Raw genomic sequence first — 22041 nt, 5'->3', positions numbered from 1 at the left:
CCCCCCCCCCCCCCCCCCCCCCCCCCCCCCCCCCCCCCCCCCCCCCCCCCCCCCCCCCCCCCCCCCCCCCCCCCCCCCCCCCCCCCCCCCCCCCCCCCCCCCCCCCCCCCCCCCCCCCACGACTGTCCACGGGAGGACACCCGGGTCAGCCGCCGACCCCACGGGCCCGCGCGGCGGTGACCACCAGGTCGACGACGGCGTCGTGCGGGAGTTCGGTGCTGTCGACCACCAGGTGGTAGTGCCGGGCCTCGGCCGGGTCGCACCGGTAGAAGTGCCGCACGTAGGCGGTGCGGGCGGCGTCGGCGGCGTCCCGCTCGCGGCGCACCTCCTCCTCGGGCAGGCCCAGGTGCGCCACCGCGGCGGCCAGCCGCCGGTCGGGGTGCCCGTCCAGCCGCACGTGCAGCACGTCGGGCCGGCCGCGCAGCACCATCGCCGCCGCCCGGCCGAGCACCACACCGCCGGCGCCGTCGGCGATCTCGCCGAGCACCCGCTCGGTCTGCGCCCGGTAGGCGCGTTCGTCGGGCAGCGACGAGGTGGGCAGCACCCCGCCCACCGGGTCGGGCATGGTGCCCAGCGAGGTGACCAGCCGCCACAGGCCCCGGGTGACGGTCTCGTCGTTGGCCTCCGCCTCGGCGACCGGCACCCCCAGCCGGCCGGCGACCTGGGCCGGGATCATCCGGTCGTGGAACGCCAACCCGAGCCGCTCGGCGACGGCGGGGGCGATCTCGGCCCCGCCCGCGCCGAACGACGCCGACACCGTCACGACGCCCATGCGTCCTCCTCCGTGCCGTCGGCCGGGGCGGCGCCCGGCAGCTGCTTGCCGAGGAAGACCGCCTCCGGCGAGTCGGCGTAGATGCCGTAGCCCGCGACCGGGGTGTAGCCGTGCCGCGCGTACAGCGCGAGCGCCTCGGGCTGCCGGTCCCCGGAGTTCAGCAGCAGGTGCCGGTGCCCGGCGTCGGCCGCGCTGCGCTCCAGCGCGGCGAGCACCAGGGCGGCCAGCCCCCGTCGCCGGAACGCGGGTTCCACGTACATCCGCTTGAGCTCGACGGTGCCCGACGCCGCGTCGTGCACCCGCCAGCCGCCGCACGCCGCCGGCACCCCGTCGACCTCGGCGACCAGGAACAGCCCCCGCGGCGGGGCGAACTCGCCCGGGTCGACGACCGCGTCGTCCCGCCCGCCGTAGCGCACGACGTACTCCTGCTGCACCCGCTCGATCAGCTGCTGGGCCACCGGGTCGTCGTACCCGACCCGACGCAGCCGCACCGGGTCCAGCGCCGTCGGCTCAGCCGAAGTGGACATGCCCGGTCCCCTCCCCCAGGTCGGCGGCCACCTGGGCGGCGGGCACGCCGTCCACCTCGACCCCCGACGCGTCGTCGTGGACCCGGCCGATGACGGTCCAGCCCACGGGCAGCACGGCGGTGGGCGGGAAGGTGGCCACCAGGGCGTGGTCCTCCCCGCCGGTGAGCACCCAGCCCAGCGGGTCGCCGCCCAGCGCCGCCGCCACCTGCGGCAGCGGGCCGGTGACGAACGCGGCCAGCGCCGCGCGGTCCAGGTCGATGCCCACGCCGCTGTCGGCGGCCAGGTGGCCGGCGTCGGCGAGCAGCCCGTCGCTGGTGTCGCACATGGAGGTGGCACCGGCGTCGGCGGCGGCCGGGCCGGCAGCGTAGGGCGGGGCCGGACGCCGGTGCGCCGCGATCGCCGCGGCGGGGGCGCGGAAGCCGCGGCGCAGCACGGCCAGCCCGCAGGCCGACCAGCCCAGCCGGCCGGCGACGGCCACCACGTCACCGGGGCGGGCGCCGTCGCGGCGGACCGGTGCCCGGCCGCCCAGGTCGCCCAGCGCGGTCACCGAGAGGACGACGGAGGCGGAGTCCGGGGCGCAGGCCGTGGTGTCCCCACCGACGACGGCGGCACCGAAGGGCGCGCACTCCTCCGCCATCCCGTCGGCCACGCCCTCCAGCCAGGCCGCGGGGGTGTCGGCGGGGCAGGCCAGGCCGACGAGCAGCGCGGTGGGCACCGCGCCCATCGCCGCGACGTCGGCCAGGTTGGCCGCGGCGGCCTTGTGGCCGACGTCCTCGGCGGAGGACCAGTCGCGGCGGAAGTGCCGGCCCTCCACCAGGACGTCCGTGCAGGCCACGACCCGCCCGTCGGGGGCGCGCAGCACCGCGGCGTCGTCGCCGGGGCCCACCTCGGCCACCCGCGCGGAGCCGGATCGGGCGAGCACCCGGGCGATCACCCCGAACTCGCCGACCACGCCGACGTTGTCTGCCGGATCGGAGCGGGGCACCAGCGGCCGGGGCCGAGTCACCGGGCCCCTCCGGTCGCTGGGGTACGTTGCCGGTCGGCCTGCCGATCGGCGGGCCGGAACAGCCCCCAGCCGTTGCCGACGTGGTGACGCCCGAGGAAGGTCAAACCGTGGTCCACGCCTACATCCTGATCCAGACCGAAGTCGGCAAGGCAGCCGCGGTCGCCGCGAGCATCAGCGAGATCGCCGGCGTGACCAAGGCGGAGGACGTCACGGGCCCCTACGACGTGATCGTGCGGGCCGAGGCGAACACCGTCGACGAGCTCGGCCGGCTGGTCGTGGCCCGGGTGCAGTCGGTCGACGGCATCACCCGCACGCTGACCTGCCCCGTCGTCAACATCTGACCCTGAGCACCGCACCGCACTCCCCTGCCGACCCCGCGCCCTCCCCGGCGCCGGGGCCCGACCCGCTGCGCCGGGCCGCGCTGATCGCGCTGGCCGTCGCGGTGCCGCTGCTGGTCGCGCTGCTGGTGCTGGTCAACGTGCTCGGCGATGACGACGACCCCGACGACGACGCGGTGGCCGAGGTCACCGGCACCACGTCCGCGCCGCGCGGCGATCTGCCGCCGGTGGAGGTCGACACCCCGGAGGTCACGCCGGAGGCCGAGCTCGCCTGCCCGGTGCTGATGGACCAGCTGCCGCTGGAGCTGGCCGGGGAGACCGCGCGGATGGTCGACTCCGACTCGCTGTTCGCCTATGCCTGGGGCGACCCCGCGCAGGTGCTGGTCTGCGGGGTCGACCCGGTCACCCCCGGGCAGGAGGACACCACGGCGTTCCAGCTCAGCGGCGTCCAGTGGCTGGTCGACACCTCCGACCCCGAGGCCAACGTCTGGACGACGACCGACCGGCTGGTGCCGGTGCAGGTGCGGGTACCGGCGAGCGCCGACAGCTCGCTGCCGCAGGCGCTGAGCCCGATCATCGCGACCACGCTGCCCTACACCGACCCGGCCCCCGCCGACTGAGAAAGGACCCCCCGTGCCCCCCGCCACTCGCTAGCTCGCGGCGGGCCCCTGCACGGCGGCCACCGGCTCAGGCCCAGTCGGTCAGCCGGCGGGCAGGCGGTCGAGCTGGTCGGCGACGACGGCGGACAGCTCGAGCCGCGCCTCCTCCGCCGTCTTCTGCACGGAGGCCACGGCGACGGTGAAGGGCCCGCGGGTGCACCAGGCGAACGCCGGGGGGCCTTCCAGCCCGTGCTCGGGCAGCGCCTCGGGCACCGCCATCAGCACGCAGTTCTCCGGCAGGCCGTCCGGCGAGCGGTCCAGGGTGCCGCCGTAGTGCTCGGCGTCGTTGCGGGCCAGGTCCTCGGCGTAGGCCGCCGCGCCGTCCGGGCCGTCGAACTGGTCGAGGAAGACGCTGGTGATCCGCGGCCCGTCCCGCCAGAACCGCTCCCAGCCGCGCAGGTACCCGTAGTCGCTGAGCACCTGCTGCTGCCGCTCGGCGTCCTCCCCGTACCCGGCGACGTCGTCGACGGTCTTCTCCCCCGCCGGCGGGTCCAGATCGCCGTCGGGCACCCGGGGCAGGCCGGAGGGCACCTCGTCCACCAGCAGCCGCTCCAGCCCCCGGGCGTCGGTCGGCAGCGCCGCCACCGTGCTGCTCACGGCCGGCCCCGTCGCCGCCTCCGGAGGTGCCGCGGGGTCGGCGCAGCCGGCGCACGCCGGGGCGACCGCCAGCAGGACCGCCGCCAGCGCGGAGCGTGGCAGCAGCCGGGAGGTCATCCGGCGTCCAGGGCGCTGCGCACCAGCCGGTCGACCAGCTCCGGGTAGCTGACGCCGGTGGCCGCCCACATCCGCGGGAACATCGAGATCGGGGTGAACCCGGGCATCGTGTTGACCTCGTTCACCACCAGCCGGTCGGCACCGGTGTCCGGGTCGGTGGCGACGAAGAAGTCGACCCGGGCCAGCCCCCGGCAGTCCATCGCCAGGTAGGCCCGCCGGGACATCTCCTGCACCGCGGCGGTCTGCGCCGGGGTGAGGTCGGCGGGGACCTCGAACTCCACGGCGTCGTCGAGGTACTTGGCGTCGAAGTCGTACCAGTCGGTGCCCGGCCGCAGCCGGATCTCCGCCGGCAGGCTGGTGTCGGGCACCGGCGAACCGGGCCGGGCGAGCACGCCGCACTCGATCTCCCGGCCGGGCACGGCGGCCTCCACGATCACCTTCGGGTCGACCGCGGCCGCCGTCGCCACCGCCTCGGGGAACTGCGCCCAGTCGGTGACCCTGGTGATGCCGATGCTGGAGCCGGCCCGCGAGGGCTTGACGAAGACCGGCAGCCCCAGCCGGTCCCGCGCCACGGCGTCGAGCAGCTCCGGGTCGGCGCGGAGCGCCCCGGAGGCGTCGCGCAGCACCACGTGGTCGCCCTGCGGGATGCCGGCGGCGGAGAGGAGCTTCTTGGTGAACTCCTTGTCCATCGACGCCGCGCTGGCGAACACCCCGGAGCCCACGTAGGGCAGCCCGGACATCTCCAGCAGTCCCTGGATGGTGCCGTCCTCGCCGTAGGCGCCGTGCAGCACCGGGAAGACGACGTCGACCTCGGTCAGCCGGCCCAGCGCCTGCCCGGCGTCGAGCACCGCCAGGCCCCGCCCGGCCGGGTCGCCCACCAGGGAGACCGCGGTGCCGCCGGTGACCTCGGGCAGCCGGCCGTCCTCGATGGCCAGCGCCTTGCCGTCGTGCAGCACCCACCCGCCGTCGCGGGTGATGCCGACCGGCACCACGTCGTACCGCTCCGGGTCGAGCGCGGCCAGCACGCTGCCGGCCGAGACGCAGGAGATCGCGTGCTCCGCGCTCCGCCCGCCGAACACGACCGCGACCCTCGTCTTGCCCGGCTTCCCCGTCATCGCCGCCGACCCTAGCCGAGCGCTCAGCCGGCCACGGCGGGCAGCGCGGAGAGGCCGGCCTCGAGGTCGGCGACCAGGTCGGCGGTGTCCTCGATCCCGCAGGAGAAGCGCACGAAGCCCGCCGGTACGGCGTCCCCGCCCCACTGCGCCCGCCGGTCGACGGTGGTGTGGATGCCACCGAAGCTGGTGGCGGCCGCGATCAGCCGGCTGCTGCGGACGAGGTGCGCCACCGCTGCCTCGTCGGCGAGCTCGGCGGAGACCACGCCGTTGGGGCGCAGCATCTGCCGGGTCGCCAGCGCGTAGGAGGGGTCCTGCGGGCGCCACGGCCACCGGACCCCACGGACCGCCGGGTGCCCGGCCAGCAGCTCCGACAGCGCGGCGGCGTTGGCCGCCTGCCGGGCCAGCCGCAGGTCCAGGGTGCCCATCGAGCGGTGCGCCAGCCAGGCCTCGAACGCCCCGGGGGTGTTGCCGGTGGTCTTGCGCCAGGCGGCGATCCGGGTGTGCAGCTCGCGGCCCCGCTCGGTGCGGGCCGTGCTCACGTGGCCGAGCAGCACGTCGCTGTGCCCGGTCAGCGCCTTGGTGTCCGAGCCGACGGTGACGTCGGCGCCCAGGGCGAGCGGGCGCTGCCCGATCGGGCTGGCCGTGGTGTTGTCGACCACCAGCACCGCCCCCGACGCCTGGGTGGCCGCCGCGACGGCGGCGATGTCGCAGACGTCCAGCTGCGGGTTGCTGGGCGTCTCCAGCAGCACCAGCCGGGCGCCGTCGAGGTCCCCGCGGGCGGCGACGTCGGCGATCTCCAGGGTGGGCACGAGCTCCACCTGCACACCGAACCGGGCCAGCTCGTCCCGGGCGAGCACCCGGGTGGCGTAGTAGCCGTCCGAGGGCAGCACGACCCGGTCACCGGGGGCGACCAGCGCGAGGACGGCGGAGCTGATCGCCGCCATCCCCGTGGCGAAGGACAGGCAGTCACCGCCGTCCAGCTCGCCGACCGCGCGCTCGAACACCCGCAACGTCGGGTTGTCCGGGCGGGCGTAGCCGTCGGCCCCCTGCCAGCCGGGGGCCTCCTCGCCCAGGTGGTAGGGCGCGGCGAACACCGGGGACGGACGGAGCGGCGTCCCCGGCGTGGGGGGCTCGTCACCGGCGTGCACCAGCCGGGTGCCGTCGCCGAGCCCGGCGGGCAGGTCAGGGGTGGTCACGGGGAGTCCTCTCCGGGTGGCGGGCGGCGGCGACCCGGCGGGGTCTACTCGGGTTTCGCCTCGCGGGACATCATCTCCCGGACCATCCGGCCCGCCGACTCGCCCTCGTGGCACACCCGGACGACGGCCTCGGTGATCGGCACGTCGACCCCGTGCGCGCGGGCCAGGTCGAGCACCGACCGGCAGCTCTTGACCCCCTCGGCGGTCTGCCGGGTGATCCGCTCGACCTCCGCGACCGACATCCCCTGGCCCAGGTGCTCGCCGAAGGTGCGGTTGCGGGACAGCGGGGAGGAGCAGGTGGCGACCAGGTCACCGAGCCCGGCCAGCCCGGCGAAGGTGGCGGCGTCGGCGCCGAGCGCCAGACCCAGGCGGGTGGTCTCGGCCAGCCCGCGGGTGATCAGCGAGGCCCGGGTGTTGTCGCCGTAGCCCAGCCCCTCGGCGATGCCGCAGGCCAGCGCGATGACGTTCTTCACCGCGCCGCCGAGCTCGCAGCCCACCAGGTCGGCGTTGGTGTACGGGCGGAAGTACCGGGTGTGGCAGGCGGCCTGCAGCGCCGCGGCGCGGGCGGTGTCCGCGCAGGCGATCACCGTGGCCGAGGGCTGCTCCTCGGCGATCTCCCGGGCCAGGTTGGGCCCCGACAGCGCGGCCACCCGGTCGGCTCCGGCCCCGGTGACCTCGCAGATCACCTCGCTCATCCGCTTGGTGGTGCCCAGCTCCACGCCCTTCATCAGCGACAGCAGCGTGGCGTCGGCCGGGAGCAGGGCGGCCCAGTCGGTCAGGTTCTGCCGCAGCGTCTGGCTCGGCACGGCCAGCACGACAACGTCGGCGTCCGCGAGCGCCTCGGCGGGGTCACTGGTGGGCCGCACCGCGTCGGGCAGGCGCACCCCCGGCAGGTACTCGGCGTTCTCCCGGGTGCCGGCGATCGCCTCGGCCAGCTCCGGCCGCCGGGCGTGCAGCGTCACCGCGCTGCCGGCGTCGGCCAGCACCTTGGCGAAGGTCGTGCCCCAGGAGCCGGCGCCGAGCACCGCGGCCCGGGTCACGCCGCGTTCCCGGGCAGCGCGCGCCCGGCCGGGCGGGGGGCGAAGGCGGTCGGCGGGGTCTGGCCGCGCAGCTCGCCGAGCTCGTCGCGGACCCGGGACATCACCAGGTCGGTCACCTCGCGCAGCAGCTCCGGGCTCAGCGCCCGCCCGGCGCGGACCTCGTCCCGCTGCCCGGCGAGGTCGACCGGCTCCCCCACCCGGTACTCCACCGGGGTCCGCAGCCGCAGGTGCAGCTTCTTGGCGTGGTAGTCGTGCACCCGCTGCGGCCCCCACTGGGCCACCGGCAGCACGACGGCGTCGGTGGACAGCGCCAGCCGGGCGACCCCGGTGCGCGCCTGCATCGGCCACCAGTCCGGGTCGCGGGTGACCGAGCCCTCCGGGTAGATCACCACCACCGCACCGGCGTCGAGCGCGTCCTTGGCCGCCTGGACCGAGGAGCTGGCCGTGCCCGTCCCGCGGGAGACCGGGATCTGCCCGGCGGCGCGCAGGATGGTGCCGGCCAGGCCGGAGAACAGCGCGTCCTTGGCGAGGAAGTGCGGCACCCGCCCGGCGTCCCAGACCAGCCGGGCGCAGCCGAGCGGGTCGAGCACCGAGACGTGGTTGGCCACCAGCAGCACGCCGCCGGTCGGTGGGATCCGCTCGGCGTGCCGGTACCGCAGCCGGAACACCAGCGACGCCGTCGGGTACACGACGAGCACGCAGAGCCAGAGCGCGAACGGCACCGGCCCGCGGGTCGTCCGCCGCGGCGGTCGGGTGCCGCCCGCCCAGCGGTCCGGGGCCCCCTCGTCCTGCGACACGTGCACCCTCCTGTCCCGGGGCCGGCGCACACCGCGCTGGTGACCCAGCTCATGATCGTGCCCCCCGCCCCCCGGCGGTGCGCAAGCGCCCCTAGGCCGGCCCACCCCCGCGGTGGGTGAACCGGCCGCCGACCAGGGTGGCGAGCACCTCGGTGCGGCGCAGGCCGGCGGCGCCGTCGCGGGCCAGCACGGTGGCCGGGGGCTCGGCGACGACCACCAGGTCGGCGACGTCGCCCACCCGCACCGCGCCGCGGCCGCCGCTGGCGGCGCGCAGCGCGACCGCCAGGTCCAGGTGCTGCTCGGGGTGCCAGGCGGCCCGCTCGTCCAGCGAGCGGTGCACCGCGGCGGCGATCCCGTCCCAGGGGTCCAGGGGCGCCACCGGGGCGTCGGAGCCCAGCACCAGCTGCGCACCGGCGGCGGCCAGCGCGCCGTAGGGAAAGGCCGAGCCGGTCGCACCGGCCCAGTGCAGGTCGGCGGCGTCCCGGTCGTCCAGCGCGTGCCGCGGCTGCACGCTGGCCACCACGCCGAGCTCGGCGAAGCGCGGCAGGTCGCCCTCGGCCACCTGCTGGGCGTGCTCGATCCGCCCGCGCACGCCCGCGGCGGCGAACCCGTCCAGCGCGACAGCGGTGGCGCGGTCGCCGATGGCGTGCACCGCCAGGTCCAGCCCGGCCGCGCCGGCCCGGCGCATCAGCCGCTCCAGCTCGGCCGGCTCGGTGCGCAGCACCCCGTGCGCCCCGGGTCCGGTGACCCCGGGGTAGGCGTGCGAGCAGTACGCCGTCCGGGTGCCGAGCGAGCCGTCGACGAAGACCTTCAGCGGGCCCAGCCGCAGCCGGTCGGCGGCCACCGGGTCGGCCACCCCGGGCAGCGGGTCGCCGCTGCGCAGGCCCGCGGCCAGCACCCCGGCCAGCCGGTCGACGTAGATTCCGGCGGCCACCCGCACCGCGGGCCCACCCGGGCGCCGGGCCGCGCGCCGCGCCCACGCGGTGAGCAGGTCGTCGTACTCCAGGTCGACCACCGCGGTCACCCCACGGGCGGCCGCCGCGTCGGTGGCCGCCAGCACCCACTCGTCGCGGACCTCCGGGCCGGCGGACTCCGCGGCGGCGTAGACCTCCATCGCCTCGTGCTCCCGGACCACGCCGTCGGCGGTGCGCAGCCCCAGCCGCCGCACGGCCGCGCTGCTGCACCACGCGGTGTGCAGGTCCCCGCTGACCACCACCACCGGCAGACCGGGCAGGACGGCGTCCAGCACGGCGGCGTCGGGCGGCGTGCGCCACAGCGCGTCCCGGAAGCCCTGGGCGACCACGACGGCGCCTTCCGCGGGCGGCGCGGCGGCCAGCACCGCGGCGATCTGGGCCGCGACCTGCTCCGGTGACCCGGCGGTCGAGACGTCGATCCGCCGGCGGGCCGCGGCCCACTGCTCCAGGTGCACGTGCGCGTCCTGCAGCCCGGGCAGCAGCACCGCCCCGTCGAGGTCGACGACCTCCGGCGGTGCGCCGTCACCCGGCCACCCGTCCAGTCCGGGGGTCGCAGCGGTGAGCTCGTCGGCGATCGCCACCACCCGGCCGCCGGCGACGAGCACGTCCCGGACGGCCCGCCCCTGCCGGGCGCGGCGCAGCAGCAGGCTGCTCACCCCGGCTCCCCGGCCAGCTGCGCGGCGCGGCGGGCGCGGAACACCTCCACCGGCCACGAGGTGATGCCGCCGATCCGGACGGCGGCGGCCGTGCCGTCGTCGGCCCACTCGTACTCGACCCGCTCCCCTGCCGAGCCGAAGCCGGCCACCGACTCCTGGCGCAGCGTCGCCCCGTCGACGACGGTGAGCTCCAGGTGCTCGTCGGCCGGCGCGGGCGAGCCGGGGTGCAGCAGCACCAGGCGGCCACCGAGCAGGGCCACGTCGGTCACCCCCCACAGGTTGGCGAAGCGGCCGGTGAACCGGGCCAGGTCGGCGCCCTCCCCGGTGGCGCCCTCCGGTGCGGCCAGGGCCAGGTCGACCAGCCCGAGCAGGCCCCGGGCCAGCACGTCGGCCGGGCCCTCCAGGCAGTTGGTCAGCACGCTGACCACCAGCTGCGCCTCCGGGTCGAGCCAGGTGCGGGTGATGTGACCGGGGTAGCCGCCGCTGTGACCGACCACCCGGCGCTCGCCCACGGTGCGCAGGTCCATGCCCAGCCCGTACCAGCGGGCCTCCTGCCCGTGGGCGCGGATCTCCGACTCCGGCCGGCGCATCAGCCGCTTGGCCGGCTCCGGCAGCAGCCGCTCGTCGCCGGTGGCGTGCGCGGCGAAGAACGCCGACAGGTCGCGGGCGGTCGACCAGAAGCCGGTGGCCGCGGCCATCGCCCGGGTGTCGACGTGCGGGATGCGCAGCCGGGCCGGCTCGCCCTCGAGCAGGGCGGTGTGCCCGGCCGCGTACTCCGCCGCTCGCTCCGGGTCCCACTCCGGGCCGGTGTCGGCCAGCCCGAGCGGCTCCACCACCGCCCGCTGCACGTGCTCGGCGTAGCCCGTGCCGGTCACCGCCTCGATCACCAGGCCGAGCAGCGAGTAGCCGACGTTGGAGTACTTGAAGTGCTCGTTGCGCCCGAAGACCAGGGCGTCCGGGCCGTCGACCAGCTCGCGCAGCCGCGGCGCGTCCGGGAAGGCGTGCAGCAGCTGCCAGAAGTCGTTGTCCCGGCCGTCGCGCAGCAGGCCGGACTGGTGCCCCAGCAGCTCCCGGACCGTGACCGCCGCGACGCCGGCGGGCAGGCCGGGCACCCAGGAGCCGACCGGGTCGTCCAGCCGCAGCCGGCCGGCCTCGACGAGCTGCAGCACCGCGGTGGCGGTCAACGTCTTGGAGTGCGAGGCGACCCGGAACAGGTGCCGCGGCGTGAGCGGTGCACCGGTGGTCTCGTCGGCGACCCCGAGCGCGACGTCGAGGACAAGCCGGCCACCCACCCGGATCGCCGCCTGCACACCGGGCACCCGGCCCCGCCGGCGCTGGTGCTCCAGCCACGACTCCAGGTACGGCGCGGCGGCCGCGACCACGTCAGCGGTGTGGCCGGCGGTGCGGTCGGGGGTGCTGCTCATCCTCGGGCGCTCCTCGGGAGGGGACGGTGCGGCAGCAGCCCACCACACGGGCCGGTCGGCGGTCGCGCGGGCGGTGTGCTGACATGGCCCGGTGCAGCAGTGGTCCGTGGTCGTGCCGGCCAAGCGGCTGGCGTCGGCCAAGACGCGGCTGACCCCGCTCACCACCGGTCTCGGCGCGGACGCCACGGCCCGGCACGAGGAGCTGGTGCTGGCGCTGCTGGCCGACACCGTCGCCGCCGCGCTGGCCGCGGAGGCCGTCGCCGGGGTGCTGGTGGTCACCGACGAGCCGCGGGCCGCCGCCGTCGTCACCGCCCTGGGGGCGGCCACCGTCGGCGACGAACCCGACCGCGGGCTCAACGCCGCGCTGGCGCACGGCGCGGCGCACGCGCGGCGCACCGGCGCGACCGCCGTCGCGGCGCTCTCCTCCGACCTGCCGGCGCTGCGACCGGCAGAGCTGACCGCCGCCCTGCAGGATGCGGCGGCGCACCCGCGGGCGTTCGTCGCCGACGCCGCGGGCACCGGGACGACGCTGCTGTGCGCGGGCGCCGGCTCCGGGCTCGACCCGCGCTTCGGGCCGGGCTCGGCCGCCGCGCACGCGGACAGCGGCGCCGTCCCGCTCAGCGGGAGCCGGCCGGGGCTGCGCCGCGACGTCGACACGCCTGCCGACCTGCGGGCCGCCGCGCGGCTCGGGCTGGGGCCGCGGAGCACGGCACTCCTGCCGGACACCTCCTGGTCACCTCGGTGAGGCAGGATCGACCCGTGCCTGCCGCCGACCCGACGCTGCCCGCCGACCGGTTCCTCAACCGCGAGCTCTCCTGGCTGGACTTCAACGCCCGGGTGCTCGAACTGGCCGAGGACGACAGCCTGCCGCTGCTGGAACGGGTGAAGTTCCTCTCCATCTTCGCCAGCAACCTCGACGAGTTCTTCATGGTCCGGATCGCCGGCCTCAAGCGCCGGCAGAGCACCGGGCTCACCGTCCGGTCCCCCGACGGGCTGACCATCCGCGAGCAGCTGGCCCGGGTCACCGAGCGCACCCAGGACCTCATGCACCGGCACGCCGGGGTCTTCACCAAGGACGTCACCCCGCTGCTGGAGGAGCAGGGCATCCGGATCCTGCACTGGAGCGACCTCGCCGACGCCGACGCGATGCGGCTGCGCGAGTACTTCCGCGACCAGGTGTTCCCGGTGCTCACCCCGCTGGCGGTCGACCCGGCGCACCCCTTCCCGTACATCAGCGGGCTCTCGCTCAACCTGGCGGTCTCCGTCCGCGACCCGGACACCGGCGCGCCCCGGTTCGCCCGGGTGAAGGTGCCCAACAACGTGCCCCGCTTCATCCCCGTCGGGCCGGGTGGCGGGCACAAGGACGACAGCACGGCGGTCTTCCTCCCGCTGGAGGATCTGATCGCCGCCCACCTGGGTCAGCTGTTCCCCGGCCTGGACGTGCTCGACCACCACCTGTTCCGGGTGACCCGCAACGCCGACCTGGAGGTCGAGGAGGACCGGGACGAGGACCTGCTGCAGGCCCTGGAGCGGGAGCTCGCCCGGCGCCGGTTCGGGCCGGCGGTGCGCCTGGAGGTCACCGCGGCGATGGACCCGCAGATCCTCGACGTGCTCGTCTCCGAGCTGGAGATCAGCCCCACCGACGTCGTCTCGGTGCCCGGCCTGCTGGACCTGGCCTCGCTGATGGAGCTCTACGACCTGGACCGGCCCGAGCTCAAGGACGAGCCGTTCGTGCCGGCCACCCACCCGCGGTTGAGCGAGGGCGAGACGCCCAAGAGCGTCTTCGCCACGCTGCGCGAGGGCGACGTGCTGGTGCACCACCCCTACGACTCCTTCGCCACCAGCGTGCAGCGGTTCATCGAGCAGGCGGCCGCCGACCCGCACGTGCTGGCGATCAAGCAGACCCTCTACCGCACCTCCGGCGACTCCCCGATCGTCTCGGCGCTGATCGAGGCGGCCCAGGCGGGCAAGCAGGTCGTCGTCCTGGTCGAGATCAAGGCGCGGTTCGACGAGGAGGCCAACATCAGCTGGGCCCGCTCGCTGGAGCGCGCCGGCTGCCACGTCGTCTACGGGCTGGTGGGCCTGAAGACGCACTGCAAGACGGCGCTGGTGGTCCGGATGGAGAACGGCGTGATCCGCCGCTACTGCCACATCGGCACCGGCAACTACAACCCCAAGACCGCGCGGATCTACGAGGACATGGGCATCCTCACCGCCGACCCGCGGGTGGGCGCCGACCTGACCGACCTGTTCAACACCCTCACCGGCTACTCGCGGCAGACCACCTACCGGTCGCTGCTGGTGGCGCCCCGCGGCGTCCGGACCGGGCTGGTGGAGCGGATCCGCCGCGAGGCCCGGCACGCCGCCGAGGGACGCCCCTCGGGCATCCGGATCAAGGTGAACTCGCTGGTCGACGAGCAGATCATCGACGCGCTCTACGAGGCCTCGCTGGCCGGCGTGCCGGTCGAGCTGCTCATCCGCGGCATCTGCGCGCTGCGGCCGGGCGTCCCGGGCCTGAGCGAGAACATCCGGGTGCGCTCGATCGTCGGCCGGTTCCTGGAGCACTCGCGGGCGATCAGCTTCGTCAACGACGGGTCGCCGGAGTGGTGGATCGGCAGCGCCGACCTGATGCACCGCAACCTCGACCGCCGGGTGGAGGTGCTGCTGCGGGTCAACGACCCGGCCGCGCAGCGTCAGCTGCAGGAGGTCTTCGACCGGGCACTCGCGCCGGACGTGCGCTGCTGGGAGCTGTCCGCCGACGGCGCCTGGACCCGGACCGGGGAGCGGGACCACCAGCTGGAGCTGCTCACCGGGCGGGGTGAGCACGCTGCCTGAGGCCGCCCCGCTGATCCCGGCCGCCGGCGGTGCCGTGTGGCGCTCCGGCCCCGGCGGCGTGCTCGAGACCGCCCTGGTGCACCGGCCGAAGTACGACGACTGGTCGCTGCCCAAGGGCAAGCTGGACGCCGGTGAGCACCCGCTGCTGGCCGCCGTCCGCGAGGTGGAGGAGGAGACCGGCCTGCGCACCGTCGTCGGCCGGCGCAGCGTGCAGACCCGCTACGAGCACCGGCACGGCCCCAAGCGGGTCGACTACTGGGTGATGCGCGCCGCCGGCGGGGACTTCACGCCCAACGGGGAGGTCGACGAGCTGCGCTGGCTCCCGCTGCCCGACGCCGGCCGGCTGGTCACCCACGACCACGACCGCGCGGTGCTCCACGACCTGGCCCGCACCGACCTCCCGCGGATGCCGCAGCTGCTGCTGGTCCGGCACGCGTCGGCCGGCGAGCGCGACGACTGGGGCGGCCCGGACGACGAGCGGCCGCTGGACCGCCGGGGCCGCGGGCAGGCGGCCGCGCTGGCCGCGGTGCTGCCGGCGTTCAACCCCGTCCGGGTGCTCAGCGCCCCGCCGCTGCGCTGCCGGGAGACCGTGGCGCCGCTGGCCGAGGAGCTGGGCCTGCCGGTGGGCGAGGCGCCCGAGCTCGGCGAGGACGGGTTCCACGCCGACCCGCAGGCGGGGCTGGCCCTCGTCGAACGGCTGCTCACCACCGACGCGCCGGACGACGGCGTGACCGTCGTCTGCAGCCAGGGCGGGGCGATCCCCTCGGTGCTGCTGTCGCTGGGGGTGCGCTGGCACGGCACGGCCGGGGCGCTGTGGCCGCCGGCGGCCAAGGGCAGCGTGTGGGCGCTCAGCGGCCGCCCCGGCAGGCTCGCCGCCGACTACTACCGCGACTTCAGCGCCGACCCGGCGGCTCCCGCGGGCCGGGCGACCGGCGCCGCCGGCCGGGTCGCCGCCGCCAGCAGCTGAGGCCGGACCGCGGCCGTCCTGTCCGGGGGGCTGCGACGTCGCCCTCCCGCACCAATGACCGTCCTCCCGCACCAATGCTGCCGCGGTAGGACAGGCAGTGATCAGGGAACCTGATCACTGCCTGTCCCGGGCCTCAGGCGGGGAGGGCGGGGAGCGCCTTCGGCTTCCAGGACGGACGGCGGGCCTCGAACGCCGCGACGTCGTCCAGGTGGCGCTCGGTGAGCCCGACGTCGTCGAGCCCCTCCAGCAGCCGCCAGCGGGTGTAGTCGTCGATGTCGAACGGCACGGTGACGTCGGCGTAGGTGATCTGCTTGGCCCGCAGGTCGACGGTCACCGCGGTGGCCGGGTCGGCCTCGATCGCGGCCCAGAGCGCCTCGACGTCCGGCTGTGGCATCAGCACGGTGAGCAGCCCGGACTTGGTCGAGTTGTTCTTGAAGATGTCGGCGAACCGGGAGCTGATGACCACCCGGAACCCGCCGTCGAGCAGCGCCCACACCGCGTGCTCCCGCGAGGAGCCGGTGCCGAAGTCGGGGCCGGCGACCAGGATCGAGGCGTTCGCGTACTGCGGCTGGTTGAGCACGAAGTCCGGCTCGTTGGTGCGCCAGGCGACGAACAGCCCGTCCTCGAACCCGGTGCGGGTGATCCGCTTGAGGTACTCGGCCGGGATGATCTGGTCGGTGTCGACGTTGCTGCGCCGCAGCGGGGCGGCGGTGCCGGTGTGCGTGGTGAAGGCGTCCATCGGTGATCAGACTCCAGCCGGGGTGACGTCGGGGAGGTCGGCGGGGGCGGTCAGCCTGCCGGTGAGCGCGGTGGCCGCGGCCACCGCCGGGGAGACCAGGTGGGTGCGCCCACCCTTACCCTGCCGGCCCTGGAAGTTGCGGTTGCTGGTCGACGCCGACCGCTCGCCGGGCTTGAGCTGGTCGGGGTTCATGCCCAGGCACATGGAGCAGCCCGCGCCGCGCCACTCGGCGCCGGCCTCGAGGAAGACCCGGTCCAGGCCCTCGGCCTCGGCCTGCTGCTTGACCTGCACCGAGCCGGGCACGACGAGCATCCGGGTGTGCTCCTCGACGCGCTTGCCCTTGAGCAGCGCGGCGGCGACCCGGAGGTCCTCGATCCGGCCGTTGGTGCACGAGCCGAGGAACACGGTGTCCACCTCGATCTCGCGCAGCGGCGTGCCGGCGGCGAGGCCCATGTAGGCCAGCGCGGACTCGGCGGCCCGGCGCTCGCTCTCGTCGGCGATCTGCGCCGGGTCGGGGACGCTGGCGCCGATCGGCAGCCCCTGGCCGGGGTTGGTGCCCCAGGTGACGTAGGGGGTCAACGACGCGGCGTCGATGCGCACCTCGCGGTCGAACACGGCGTCGTCGTCGGTGCGCAGCGTGCGCCACTCCGCGACCGCGGCGTCCCAGTCGGCACCCTGCGGGGCGTGCGGGCGGCCGGCCAGGAAGTCGAAGGTGGTCTGGTCGGGGGCGATCAGCCCGGCGCGGGCACCGGCCTCGATCGACATGTTGCAGATGGTCATCCGGGCCTCCATGGACAGCGCCTCGATCGCGCTGCCCCGGTACTCGATGACGTGGCCCTGGCCGCCGCCGGTGCCGATCTCGGCGATGACCGCGAGGATGATGTCCTTCGCCGAGACGCCGGGCGGGAGCTCGCCGTCGACGGTCACCGCCATCTGCTTGGCCGGCAGCTGCGGCAGGGTCTGGGTCGCCAGCACGTGCTCGACCTCGCTGGTGCCGATGCCGAAGGCCAGCGCCCCGAAAGCCCCGTGGGTGGAGGTGTGGCTGTCGCCGCAGACGATCGTCATCCCCGGCTGGGTGAGCCCCAGCTGCGGGCCGATGACGTGCACGATGCCCTGGTCGCGGTCGCCCATCGGGGCCAGCCGGATGCCGAACTCCGCGGCGTTGCGCCGCAGCGCCTCGACCTGGGCGCGGGACACCGGGTCGGCGATCGGCTTGAGGATGTCCAGCGTCGGGACGTTGTGGTCCTCGGTCGCCATGGTCAGGTCGGGACGGCGGACGGTGCGGCCCGCTGCGCGGAGCCCGTCGAAGGCCTGGGGGCTGGTCACCTCGTGCACGAGGTGCAGGTCGATGTAGAGCAGGTCGGGCTCGCCCACCGTCCGCCGGACAACGTGCTGCTCGTACACCTTCTGCGCCAGGGTCCTGCCCACGGTGCGTCCTCCTCGATCGGGCGACGGCGGTTGACCGTCTCACCCACTGGGATGCGAGTATTGCTGCGTGGGACAGCCTAACCCCGTTGCCGTGCTGGACAAAGCAGTGGCCATCCTCCGGTCGGTGACCGAGGAGCCCGCCACCCTCGCCGAGCTCGTGAACCGCACCGGCCTGCCCCGGGCGACCGCGCACCGGCTGGCCACCGCCCTGGAGGGACACCGCCTGCTGCGGCGGACCGCCGGCGGGGCGTGGGCGCCCGGCCCGGCCCTCGCCGAGCTGGGTCGGGGCGGCGCCGACCTGGCAGACCTGGCCGGCCGCCACCTGCCCGGGCTGCGCGACGCCACCGGGGAGAGCGCCCAGTTCTACGTGCGCGACGGGAGCAGCCGGGTGTGCATCGCCGCGGCCGAGCGGCTCAGCGGCCTGCGCGACACCGTCCCCGTGGGCGCCCGCCTGCCGCTGACCGCGGGCTCGGCCGCCCACGCCCTGCTGGCGTTCACCCCCGCCGACGAGGTGAACGCCCTGCTGCCCTCGGCGAGCTTCACCGCCCGCACCCTGCTCGACGTCCGCCGCCGCGGCTGGGCGCACAGCATCGCCGAGCGGGAGCCGGGCGTCGCGTCACTGTCCGCACCGGTGCGCGACGGCACCGGCGGCGTGCTCGGCGCCGTGTCGATCTCCGGCCCGATCGAGCGGCTGGGCCGCCGGCCGAGCCCGGAGGTGGTCGCCGCGGTGCTCGACGCCGCGCTGGCGATCTCCCGCGCCGCGCGTTAACACGCTTGTTCGTTCCTACGTAGTTCCGTACCTTTACCTGGGTGGACGACGAGCGACTGACCCGCATCGAGGAACGGCTCACCGCCCTGGAGCGCCGCCGATCGGCTCCACCCGGTCCGGACCTCCCCGACGAGGAGCGGTTCTGGCTGCTGGCCGGGCTGGCCGGTGACGCGGCGGAGCTGCCCGGTGGCGCAGTCGCCTACGGCGGGCAGGTGCGCCTGCCCGGTGGTGAGGAGTACGCCTGGCAGCGGACCCACGCCGCCGAGGAGCTGCGCACCGCCGAGCCGGCGGACGACGACGCCCTCGCCGCCACCCTGTCGGCGCTGGCCCATCCGGTGCGGCTGCGGTTGCTGCGGGAGGTGCTGAACGGGCACGCCACGACCGCGTCGCTGGCGGCCCTGCCCGGCCTGGGCACCACCGGCCAGCTGCACCACCACCTGCGCCAGCTCACCGCGGCCGGCTGGCTGCGCACGACCGGGCGCGGCACCTACGGGGTGCCGGCCGAGCGGGTCGTCCCGCTGCACGTGGTCCTCGCGGCGGTGGCGTCGTGACCGGCCCGGCGCTGCGCCGGCTGGTCGCCAGGTCCCGGGCGCCGCTGCCCGCGCTGTTCGTCCTGCTGATCCTGGCCGAGGGGACCCGCCTGCTCCCGGGCGCCGCCCTGGCCGGGATCGCCGTCCTGGTCGGCCTCGGCCTCCTGGACCGGGTGGGGCCGCCCGCCGCCCCGGTACGGGTGGTCGACTCCCCGGTGCGGGGGCCCTGGCGGGCACTGAACTCCCCCGCCACCAAGATCCCCTCGCACGGGACGAACGGCCTGGGCCAGACCTACGCCGTCGACCTGGTGCTCGACCCGCCCGACGGCAGCCGCCCCGAGTTCGGCTCCGGCGGGCAGTGGCGCCGGCCGGAGGAGTACCCGGCGTTCGGCCAGCCGCTGCTCAGCCCGGTCGACGGCGTCGTCGTGCGCGTGCACCAGCGGCAGCGCGACCACCGGGCCCGCAGCGGCTGGCTGTCGATCCTGCACCTGCTGGTGGTCGAGGGCCTCGTCCGGACGTTCGGCGGGGCCCGCGCGCTGGCCGGCAACCACGTCGTCGTCCGGGCCGACGACGGGGTGCACGCCGTGCTCGCCCACCTCCGACGCGGCTCTGCGCTGGTGCGCCCCGGCGAGCGCGTGGTCGCCGGCCAGCAGCTGGCCGAGTGCGGGAACTCCGGCAACAGCAGCGAGCCACACCTGCACGTGCAGCTGTGCGACTCGGCCGGGGTGGCCGGGGCGGCCGGGATCCCGATGGCCTTCCGGGCCGGGGGCGCCGGCGGTGCCGACGGCCTGCCGGCCAACGGCGAGCTGCTCGAGCCCGCCACCGGCTGACCCGCCAACGCGCGGACGGCCCGCAGCGGGATTCCCGCTGCGGGCCGTCGTCAGGGTCGCACCGGGGCTAGCGGCCGGCGGTGTCCGCTCCCCCGGTCGGGTCCTCGACCGTCTCGCTGCTTCCACCCGCCCGGTCGTCCTCGACGACGACCGGCCGCAGCCGGGTCCAGGCGGCGAACGCCAGGGCGAAGACCAGCATGCCGATGCCGACCCAGAGGTTGGCGTTCCAGTCGCCGGTCTTGGCCGCCTCGGCGTCGCCGTAGTCGACGATGCCGAGGACCACCAGGACGACGCCGTAGAAGCCGATCAGTCCGGCGATGACCGTCCGGACGTCGTACGCGCCGGCGGTGCGCCGCTTCGTGCCGGCCGACGCCTGGCCCGCGTCCTGCCCGTTGTCTGCAGTGCTCATGGGTTGCTCCTCTGGGGGAACGCTGGCGACGGTCAGCGGAAGATCAGGTTCAGGATGATGACCAGCACCAGGGCGACGCCGGCCAGCTTGGTCGGCGACTGGTACCAGGGCAGCAGGTGCGCGTCCGGATCGGTGCGCACCTCCTTGGGCGTCTCGGAGTAGACCAGCCCGGCCAGCTCGGAGACCGGCTTGGGCCGGGTGACCATGCTGACCCCGACGCTCACGGCGATGTCGACGACGAACGCGGCACCGGCGGCGACGAAGCTGGCGCCCTGCCCCTCCAGGCCGATCACCCCGGTCTCACTCAGCGACCAGACCAGGACCGCGGCGAGCGTGCCGGACACCAGGCCGGTCCACCCGGCCGCGGGCGTCATCCGCTTCCAGAACATGCCCAGGATGAAGGTGGCGAACAGCGGGGCGTTGAAGAACCCGAACAGCGTCTGCAGGTAGTCCATCAGGTTGTCGAAGTTCGCCGCGATCAGCGCGGTGAAGATCGCGACCACGGTGGCGCCGACGGTGGCCAGCCGACCGACCCGCAGGTAGTACTCGTCGGGGCGGTCCTTCTTCACGTACTGCTGCCACAGGTCGTAGCTGAAGACGGTGTTGAAGGCGGAGATGTTGGCCGCCATGCCGGCCATGAAGGAGGCCAGCAGACCGGCGATCGCCACGCCCAGCAGGCCGTTGGGCAGCACGTCGCGGATCAGCAGCAGGATCGAGTCGTTGTAGGTGACGCCCGGGTCGCCGCCCGCCTTCAGGTCCGCGGTCTCGTTGACCAGCACCGCGGCGATCATGCCGGGGACGATCACGATGAACGGGATGAACATCTTCGGGAACGACCCGATGATCGGAGTGCTCCGCGCGGCCGACATGGACTTGGTCGCCATAGCCCGCTGGACCTCGACGAAGTTCGTCGTCCAGTAGCCGAAGGAGAGCACGAAGCCCAGGCCGAAGACGATCCCGATGACCGACAGCACCGGGTTGTCGATGCTGGTCAGGTCCGAGCCCGGCCAGGAGCTGAGGTCGTTCTCGTTGCCGCTGTCGCGGACCGCGTCGATCAGCCCGCCGACGCCGCCCACCCGGTGCAGACCGATCAGGGTCAGCGGGAGCAGCGCGGCGACGATCACGAAGAACTGCAGCACCTCGTTGTAGATGGCCGCGGAGAGCCCGCCGAGGGTGATGTAGCTGAGCACGACGAGCGCGGCGACGATCAGCGAGATCCACTGCGGCCAGCCCAGCAGCGCGTTCACGATGGTGGCCAGCAGGTACAGGTTGATGCCGGCGATGAGCACCTGGGCCAGCGCGAAGCTCAGCGCGTTCACCAGGTGGGCCCCGGTGCCGAAGCGCCGGCGCATGAACTCCGGCACGGAGCGGACCTTCGAGCCGTAGTAGAAGGGCATCATCACGACGCCCAGGAAGAGCATGGCCGGGACGGCGCCGATCCAGAAGTAGTGGAACGTGGCCATGCCGAACTGGGCGCCGTTGGCCGACATGCCGATGATCTCGACGGCGCCGAGGTTGGCCGAGATGAACGCCAGCCCGGTCACCCAGGCCGGCAGCGACCGGCCGGAGAGGAAGAAGTCGAGGCTGTCGGACACCCGGCGCCGGGCGGCGAAGCCGATGAGCAGCACGACAGCGAAGTAGGCGACGACGAGCAGGTAGTCGACGACGTTGGCGTCGAGCCGCAAGGTCTCGTCAGCAGCGAGCACCACCGAGGGGTCCCTCCTGGTTGGGGTGACGGCCACCGGCACGGGTGCGGCGGGTGGCCATGTCCTGCCGTCAGGGCGGGCACGGTGGTGCGGCGCGGTGAACAGCAACGGGGACGCTAACACCGTTGCGCGGGCCAAACATTTCGGTGGTCACCGGGACGGGTGACCCCGGTGACCGAGAACACGAGAGCCCCCGACCCGGGTGGGTCGGGGGCTCTCCGCCGTAGCCCCGAAGGGATTCGAACCCTCGCTACCGCCGTGAGAGGGCGGCGTCCTGGGCCGCTAGACGACGGGGCCGTGCGCGCAGAGATCTTGCCACACCGCGTCCGCGGCGGCGCACCCGGGGTCGCCGGCCCGGGAACGACGAGAGCCCCCGACCCGGGTGGGTCGGGGGCTCTGCGCTGTAGCCCCGAAGGGATTCGAACCCTCGCTACCGCCGTGAGAGGGCGGCGTCCTGGGCCGCTAGACGACGGGGCCGTGCGTGGTGCTGGGTGGTGCTGGAGGAGATGGTGCTTCCTCGCTGGGGTACCAGGACTCGAACCTAGACTAACGGAACCAGAAACCGTCGGGCTGCCAATTACCCCATACCCCATTGGCCGTGCACCGCCTT

The 22041-nt window shown here is 75.4% G+C and carries 22 protein-coding genes and 3 tRNA genes; 8 read left to right on the top strand and 17 right to left on the bottom strand.

Going from position 1 to position 22041, the window contains the following annotated elements:
• Window positions 1–145: 145 nt before the first annotated feature.
• From ACI79A_RS15420 to ACI79A_RS15410, 3 genes are read right to left on the bottom strand one after another with little or no spacing between them, the layout of a single operon-like run.
• A complete protein-coding gene (locus tag ACI79A_RS15420; RefSeq protein WP_457084630.1) occupies window positions 146–772 on the bottom strand; it encodes a cytidylate kinase-like family protein in 627 nt (208 codons plus the stop codon).
• Window positions 760–1299 (bottom strand): GNAT family N-acetyltransferase, encoded by a 540-nt coding sequence (locus ACI79A_RS15415; RefSeq protein ID WP_457084629.1) that lies wholly within the window; start codon window positions 1297–1299, stop codon window positions 760–762. The genes ACI79A_RS15420 and ACI79A_RS15415 overlap by 13 nt, the downstream gene beginning before the upstream one ends.
• Window positions 1283–2305, bottom strand: coding sequence for a thiamine-phosphate kinase (locus ACI79A_RS15410; protein ID WP_457084628.1), 1023 nt, complete (start codon window positions 2303–2305; stop codon window positions 1283–1285). Before ACI79A_RS15410 ends, ACI79A_RS15415 begins: the two co-directional genes overlap by 17 nt.
• A 107-nt stretch (window positions 2306–2412) precedes the next feature.
• Between ACI79A_RS15410 and ACI79A_RS15405 the strand changes: the two genes are divergently transcribed.
• On the top strand, window positions 2413–2646 hold the full coding sequence (locus ACI79A_RS15405) for an Lrp/AsnC ligand binding domain-containing protein (protein ID WP_222193884.1): 234 nt from the start codon (window positions 2413–2415) through the stop codon (window positions 2644–2646).
• A gap of 101 nt (window positions 2647–2747) precedes the next feature.
• Window positions 2748–3263 (top strand): DUF3515 family protein, encoded by a 516-nt coding sequence (locus tag ACI79A_RS15400; protein WP_457084627.1) that lies wholly within the window; start codon window positions 2748–2750, stop codon window positions 3261–3263.
• Between the two features lie 81 nt (window positions 3264–3344).
• Here ACI79A_RS15400 and ACI79A_RS15395 read toward each other — a convergent pair whose 3' ends face one another.
• From ACI79A_RS15395 to ACI79A_RS15365, 7 genes are all read right to left on the bottom strand, one after another.
• Window positions 3345–4016, bottom strand: a complete 672-nt coding sequence (locus ACI79A_RS15395; protein ID WP_457084626.1) for a hypothetical protein — start codon at window positions 4014–4016, stop codon at window positions 3345–3347.
• Window positions 4013–5131: a D-alanine--D-alanine ligase family protein gene (locus tag ACI79A_RS15390; protein WP_457084625.1), complete on the bottom strand. Its 1119-nt coding sequence runs from the start codon at window positions 5129–5131 to the stop codon at window positions 4013–4015. The genes ACI79A_RS15395 and ACI79A_RS15390 overlap by 4 nt, the downstream gene beginning before the upstream one ends.
• Before the next feature lie 23 nt (window positions 5132–5154).
• Window positions 5155–6327: a cystathionine gamma-lyase gene (locus tag ACI79A_RS15385; protein WP_457084624.1), complete on the bottom strand. Its 1173-nt coding sequence runs from the start codon at window positions 6325–6327 to the stop codon at window positions 5155–5157.
• Window positions 6328–6371: 44 nt separating this feature from the next.
• On the bottom strand, window positions 6372–7367 hold the full coding sequence (locus tag ACI79A_RS15380; protein ID WP_457084623.1) for an NAD(P)H-dependent glycerol-3-phosphate dehydrogenase: 996 nt from the start codon (window positions 7365–7367) through the stop codon (window positions 6372–6374).
• Window positions 7364–8164 (bottom strand): lysophospholipid acyltransferase family protein, encoded by an 801-nt coding sequence (locus tag ACI79A_RS15375; protein WP_457084622.1) that lies wholly within the window; start codon window positions 8162–8164, stop codon window positions 7364–7366. The genes ACI79A_RS15380 and ACI79A_RS15375 overlap by 4 nt, the downstream gene beginning before the upstream one ends.
• 91 nt (window positions 8165–8255) lie before the next feature.
• Window positions 8256–9794, bottom strand: a complete 1539-nt coding sequence (locus ACI79A_RS15370) for an amidohydrolase (RefSeq protein WP_457084621.1) — start codon at window positions 9792–9794, stop codon at window positions 8256–8258.
• A complete protein-coding gene (locus ACI79A_RS15365) occupies window positions 9791–11218 on the bottom strand; it encodes a serine hydrolase domain-containing protein (RefSeq protein WP_457084620.1) in 1428 nt (475 codons plus the stop codon). The genes ACI79A_RS15370 and ACI79A_RS15365 overlap by 4 nt, the downstream gene beginning before the upstream one ends.
• A gap of 91 nt (window positions 11219–11309) precedes the next feature.
• On the opposite strand from ACI79A_RS15365, the gene cofC reads away from it, so the two are divergent.
• The 3 genes from cofC to ACI79A_RS15350 are packed head-to-tail and all read left to right on the top strand — an operon-like array spanning window position 11310 to window position 15020.
• Complete coding sequence (cofC, locus tag ACI79A_RS15360; RefSeq protein WP_457084619.1) at window positions 11310–11963, top strand: 2-phospho-L-lactate guanylyltransferase; 654 nt, start codon at window positions 11310–11312, stop codon at window positions 11961–11963.
• Between the two features lie 14 nt (window positions 11964–11977).
• Complete coding sequence (locus ACI79A_RS15355; protein WP_457084618.1) at window positions 11978–14053, top strand: RNA degradosome polyphosphate kinase; 2076 nt, start codon at window positions 11978–11980, stop codon at window positions 14051–14053.
• On the top strand, window positions 14037–15020 hold the full coding sequence (locus tag ACI79A_RS15350) for an NUDIX hydrolase (RefSeq protein WP_457084617.1): 984 nt from the start codon (window positions 14037–14039) through the stop codon (window positions 15018–15020). The genes ACI79A_RS15355 and ACI79A_RS15350 overlap by 17 nt, the downstream gene beginning before the upstream one ends.
• 133 nt (window positions 15021–15153) lie before the next feature.
• Here the strand turns inward: ACI79A_RS15350 and leuD are convergent, their stop codons facing one another.
• Both leuD and leuC read right to left on the bottom strand, forming a co-directional pair.
• Complete coding sequence (gene leuD / locus ACI79A_RS15345) at window positions 15154–15759, bottom strand: 3-isopropylmalate dehydratase small subunit (RefSeq protein ID WP_457084616.1); 606 nt, start codon at window positions 15757–15759, stop codon at window positions 15154–15156.
• Between the two features lie 6 nt (window positions 15760–15765).
• Window positions 15766–17187 carry a 3-isopropylmalate dehydratase large subunit gene (gene leuC / locus ACI79A_RS15340; RefSeq protein ID WP_457084615.1) on the bottom strand — a complete coding sequence of 474 codons (1422 nt, stop codon included), beginning with the start codon at window positions 17185–17187 and terminating at the stop codon, window positions 15766–15768.
• Between the two features lie 67 nt (window positions 17188–17254).
• Between leuC and ACI79A_RS15335 the strand changes: the two genes are divergently transcribed.
• From ACI79A_RS15335 to ACI79A_RS15325, 3 genes are read left to right on the top strand one after another with little or no spacing between them, the layout of a single operon-like run.
• On the top strand, window positions 17255–17956 hold the full coding sequence (locus tag ACI79A_RS15335; protein WP_457084614.1) for an IclR family transcriptional regulator: 702 nt from the start codon (window positions 17255–17257) through the stop codon (window positions 17954–17956).
• A gap of 41 nt (window positions 17957–17997) precedes the next feature.
• The gene (locus ACI79A_RS15330) at window positions 17998–18507 is read left to right on the top strand and encodes a hypothetical protein (protein ID WP_457084613.1); all 510 of its coding nucleotides are present in this window, start codon (window positions 17998–18000) and stop codon (window positions 18505–18507) included.
• Window positions 18504–19316: a M23 family metallopeptidase gene (locus tag ACI79A_RS15325; RefSeq protein WP_457084611.1), complete on the top strand. Its 813-nt coding sequence runs from the start codon at window positions 18504–18506 to the stop codon at window positions 19314–19316. The genes ACI79A_RS15330 and ACI79A_RS15325 overlap by 4 nt, the downstream gene beginning before the upstream one ends.
• Window positions 19317–19383: 67 nt before the next feature.
• On the opposite strand, the gene ACI79A_RS15320 is transcribed toward ACI79A_RS15325, so the two are convergent.
• From ACI79A_RS15320 to ACI79A_RS15300, 5 genes are all read right to left on the bottom strand, one after another.
• Window positions 19384–19725: a hypothetical protein gene (locus ACI79A_RS15320; RefSeq protein WP_457084609.1), complete on the bottom strand. Its 342-nt coding sequence runs from the start codon at window positions 19723–19725 to the stop codon at window positions 19384–19386.
• Window positions 19726–19757: 32 nt separating this feature from the next.
• Complete coding sequence (locus ACI79A_RS15315; protein ID WP_457084607.1) at window positions 19758–21434, bottom strand: sodium:solute symporter family protein; 1677 nt, start codon at window positions 21432–21434, stop codon at window positions 19758–19760.
• 221 nt (window positions 21435–21655) lie between these two features.
• A tRNA-Glu gene (locus ACI79A_RS15310) sits at window positions 21656–21728 on the bottom strand.
• A 107-nt stretch (window positions 21729–21835) separates the two neighbouring features.
• Window positions 21836–21908, bottom strand: a tRNA-Glu gene (locus ACI79A_RS15305).
• Window positions 21909–21951: 43 nt separating this feature from the next.
• A tRNA-Gln gene (locus ACI79A_RS15300) sits at window positions 21952–22023 on the bottom strand.
• Between the last annotated feature and the right edge of the window lie 18 nt (window positions 22024–22041).

This window comes from Modestobacter sp. SYSU DS0657 (assembly GCF_054050925.1).
The sequence above is the reverse complement of the archived record's forward strand: the minus strand, read 5'-3'. Positions and strand labels throughout refer to the sequence as shown.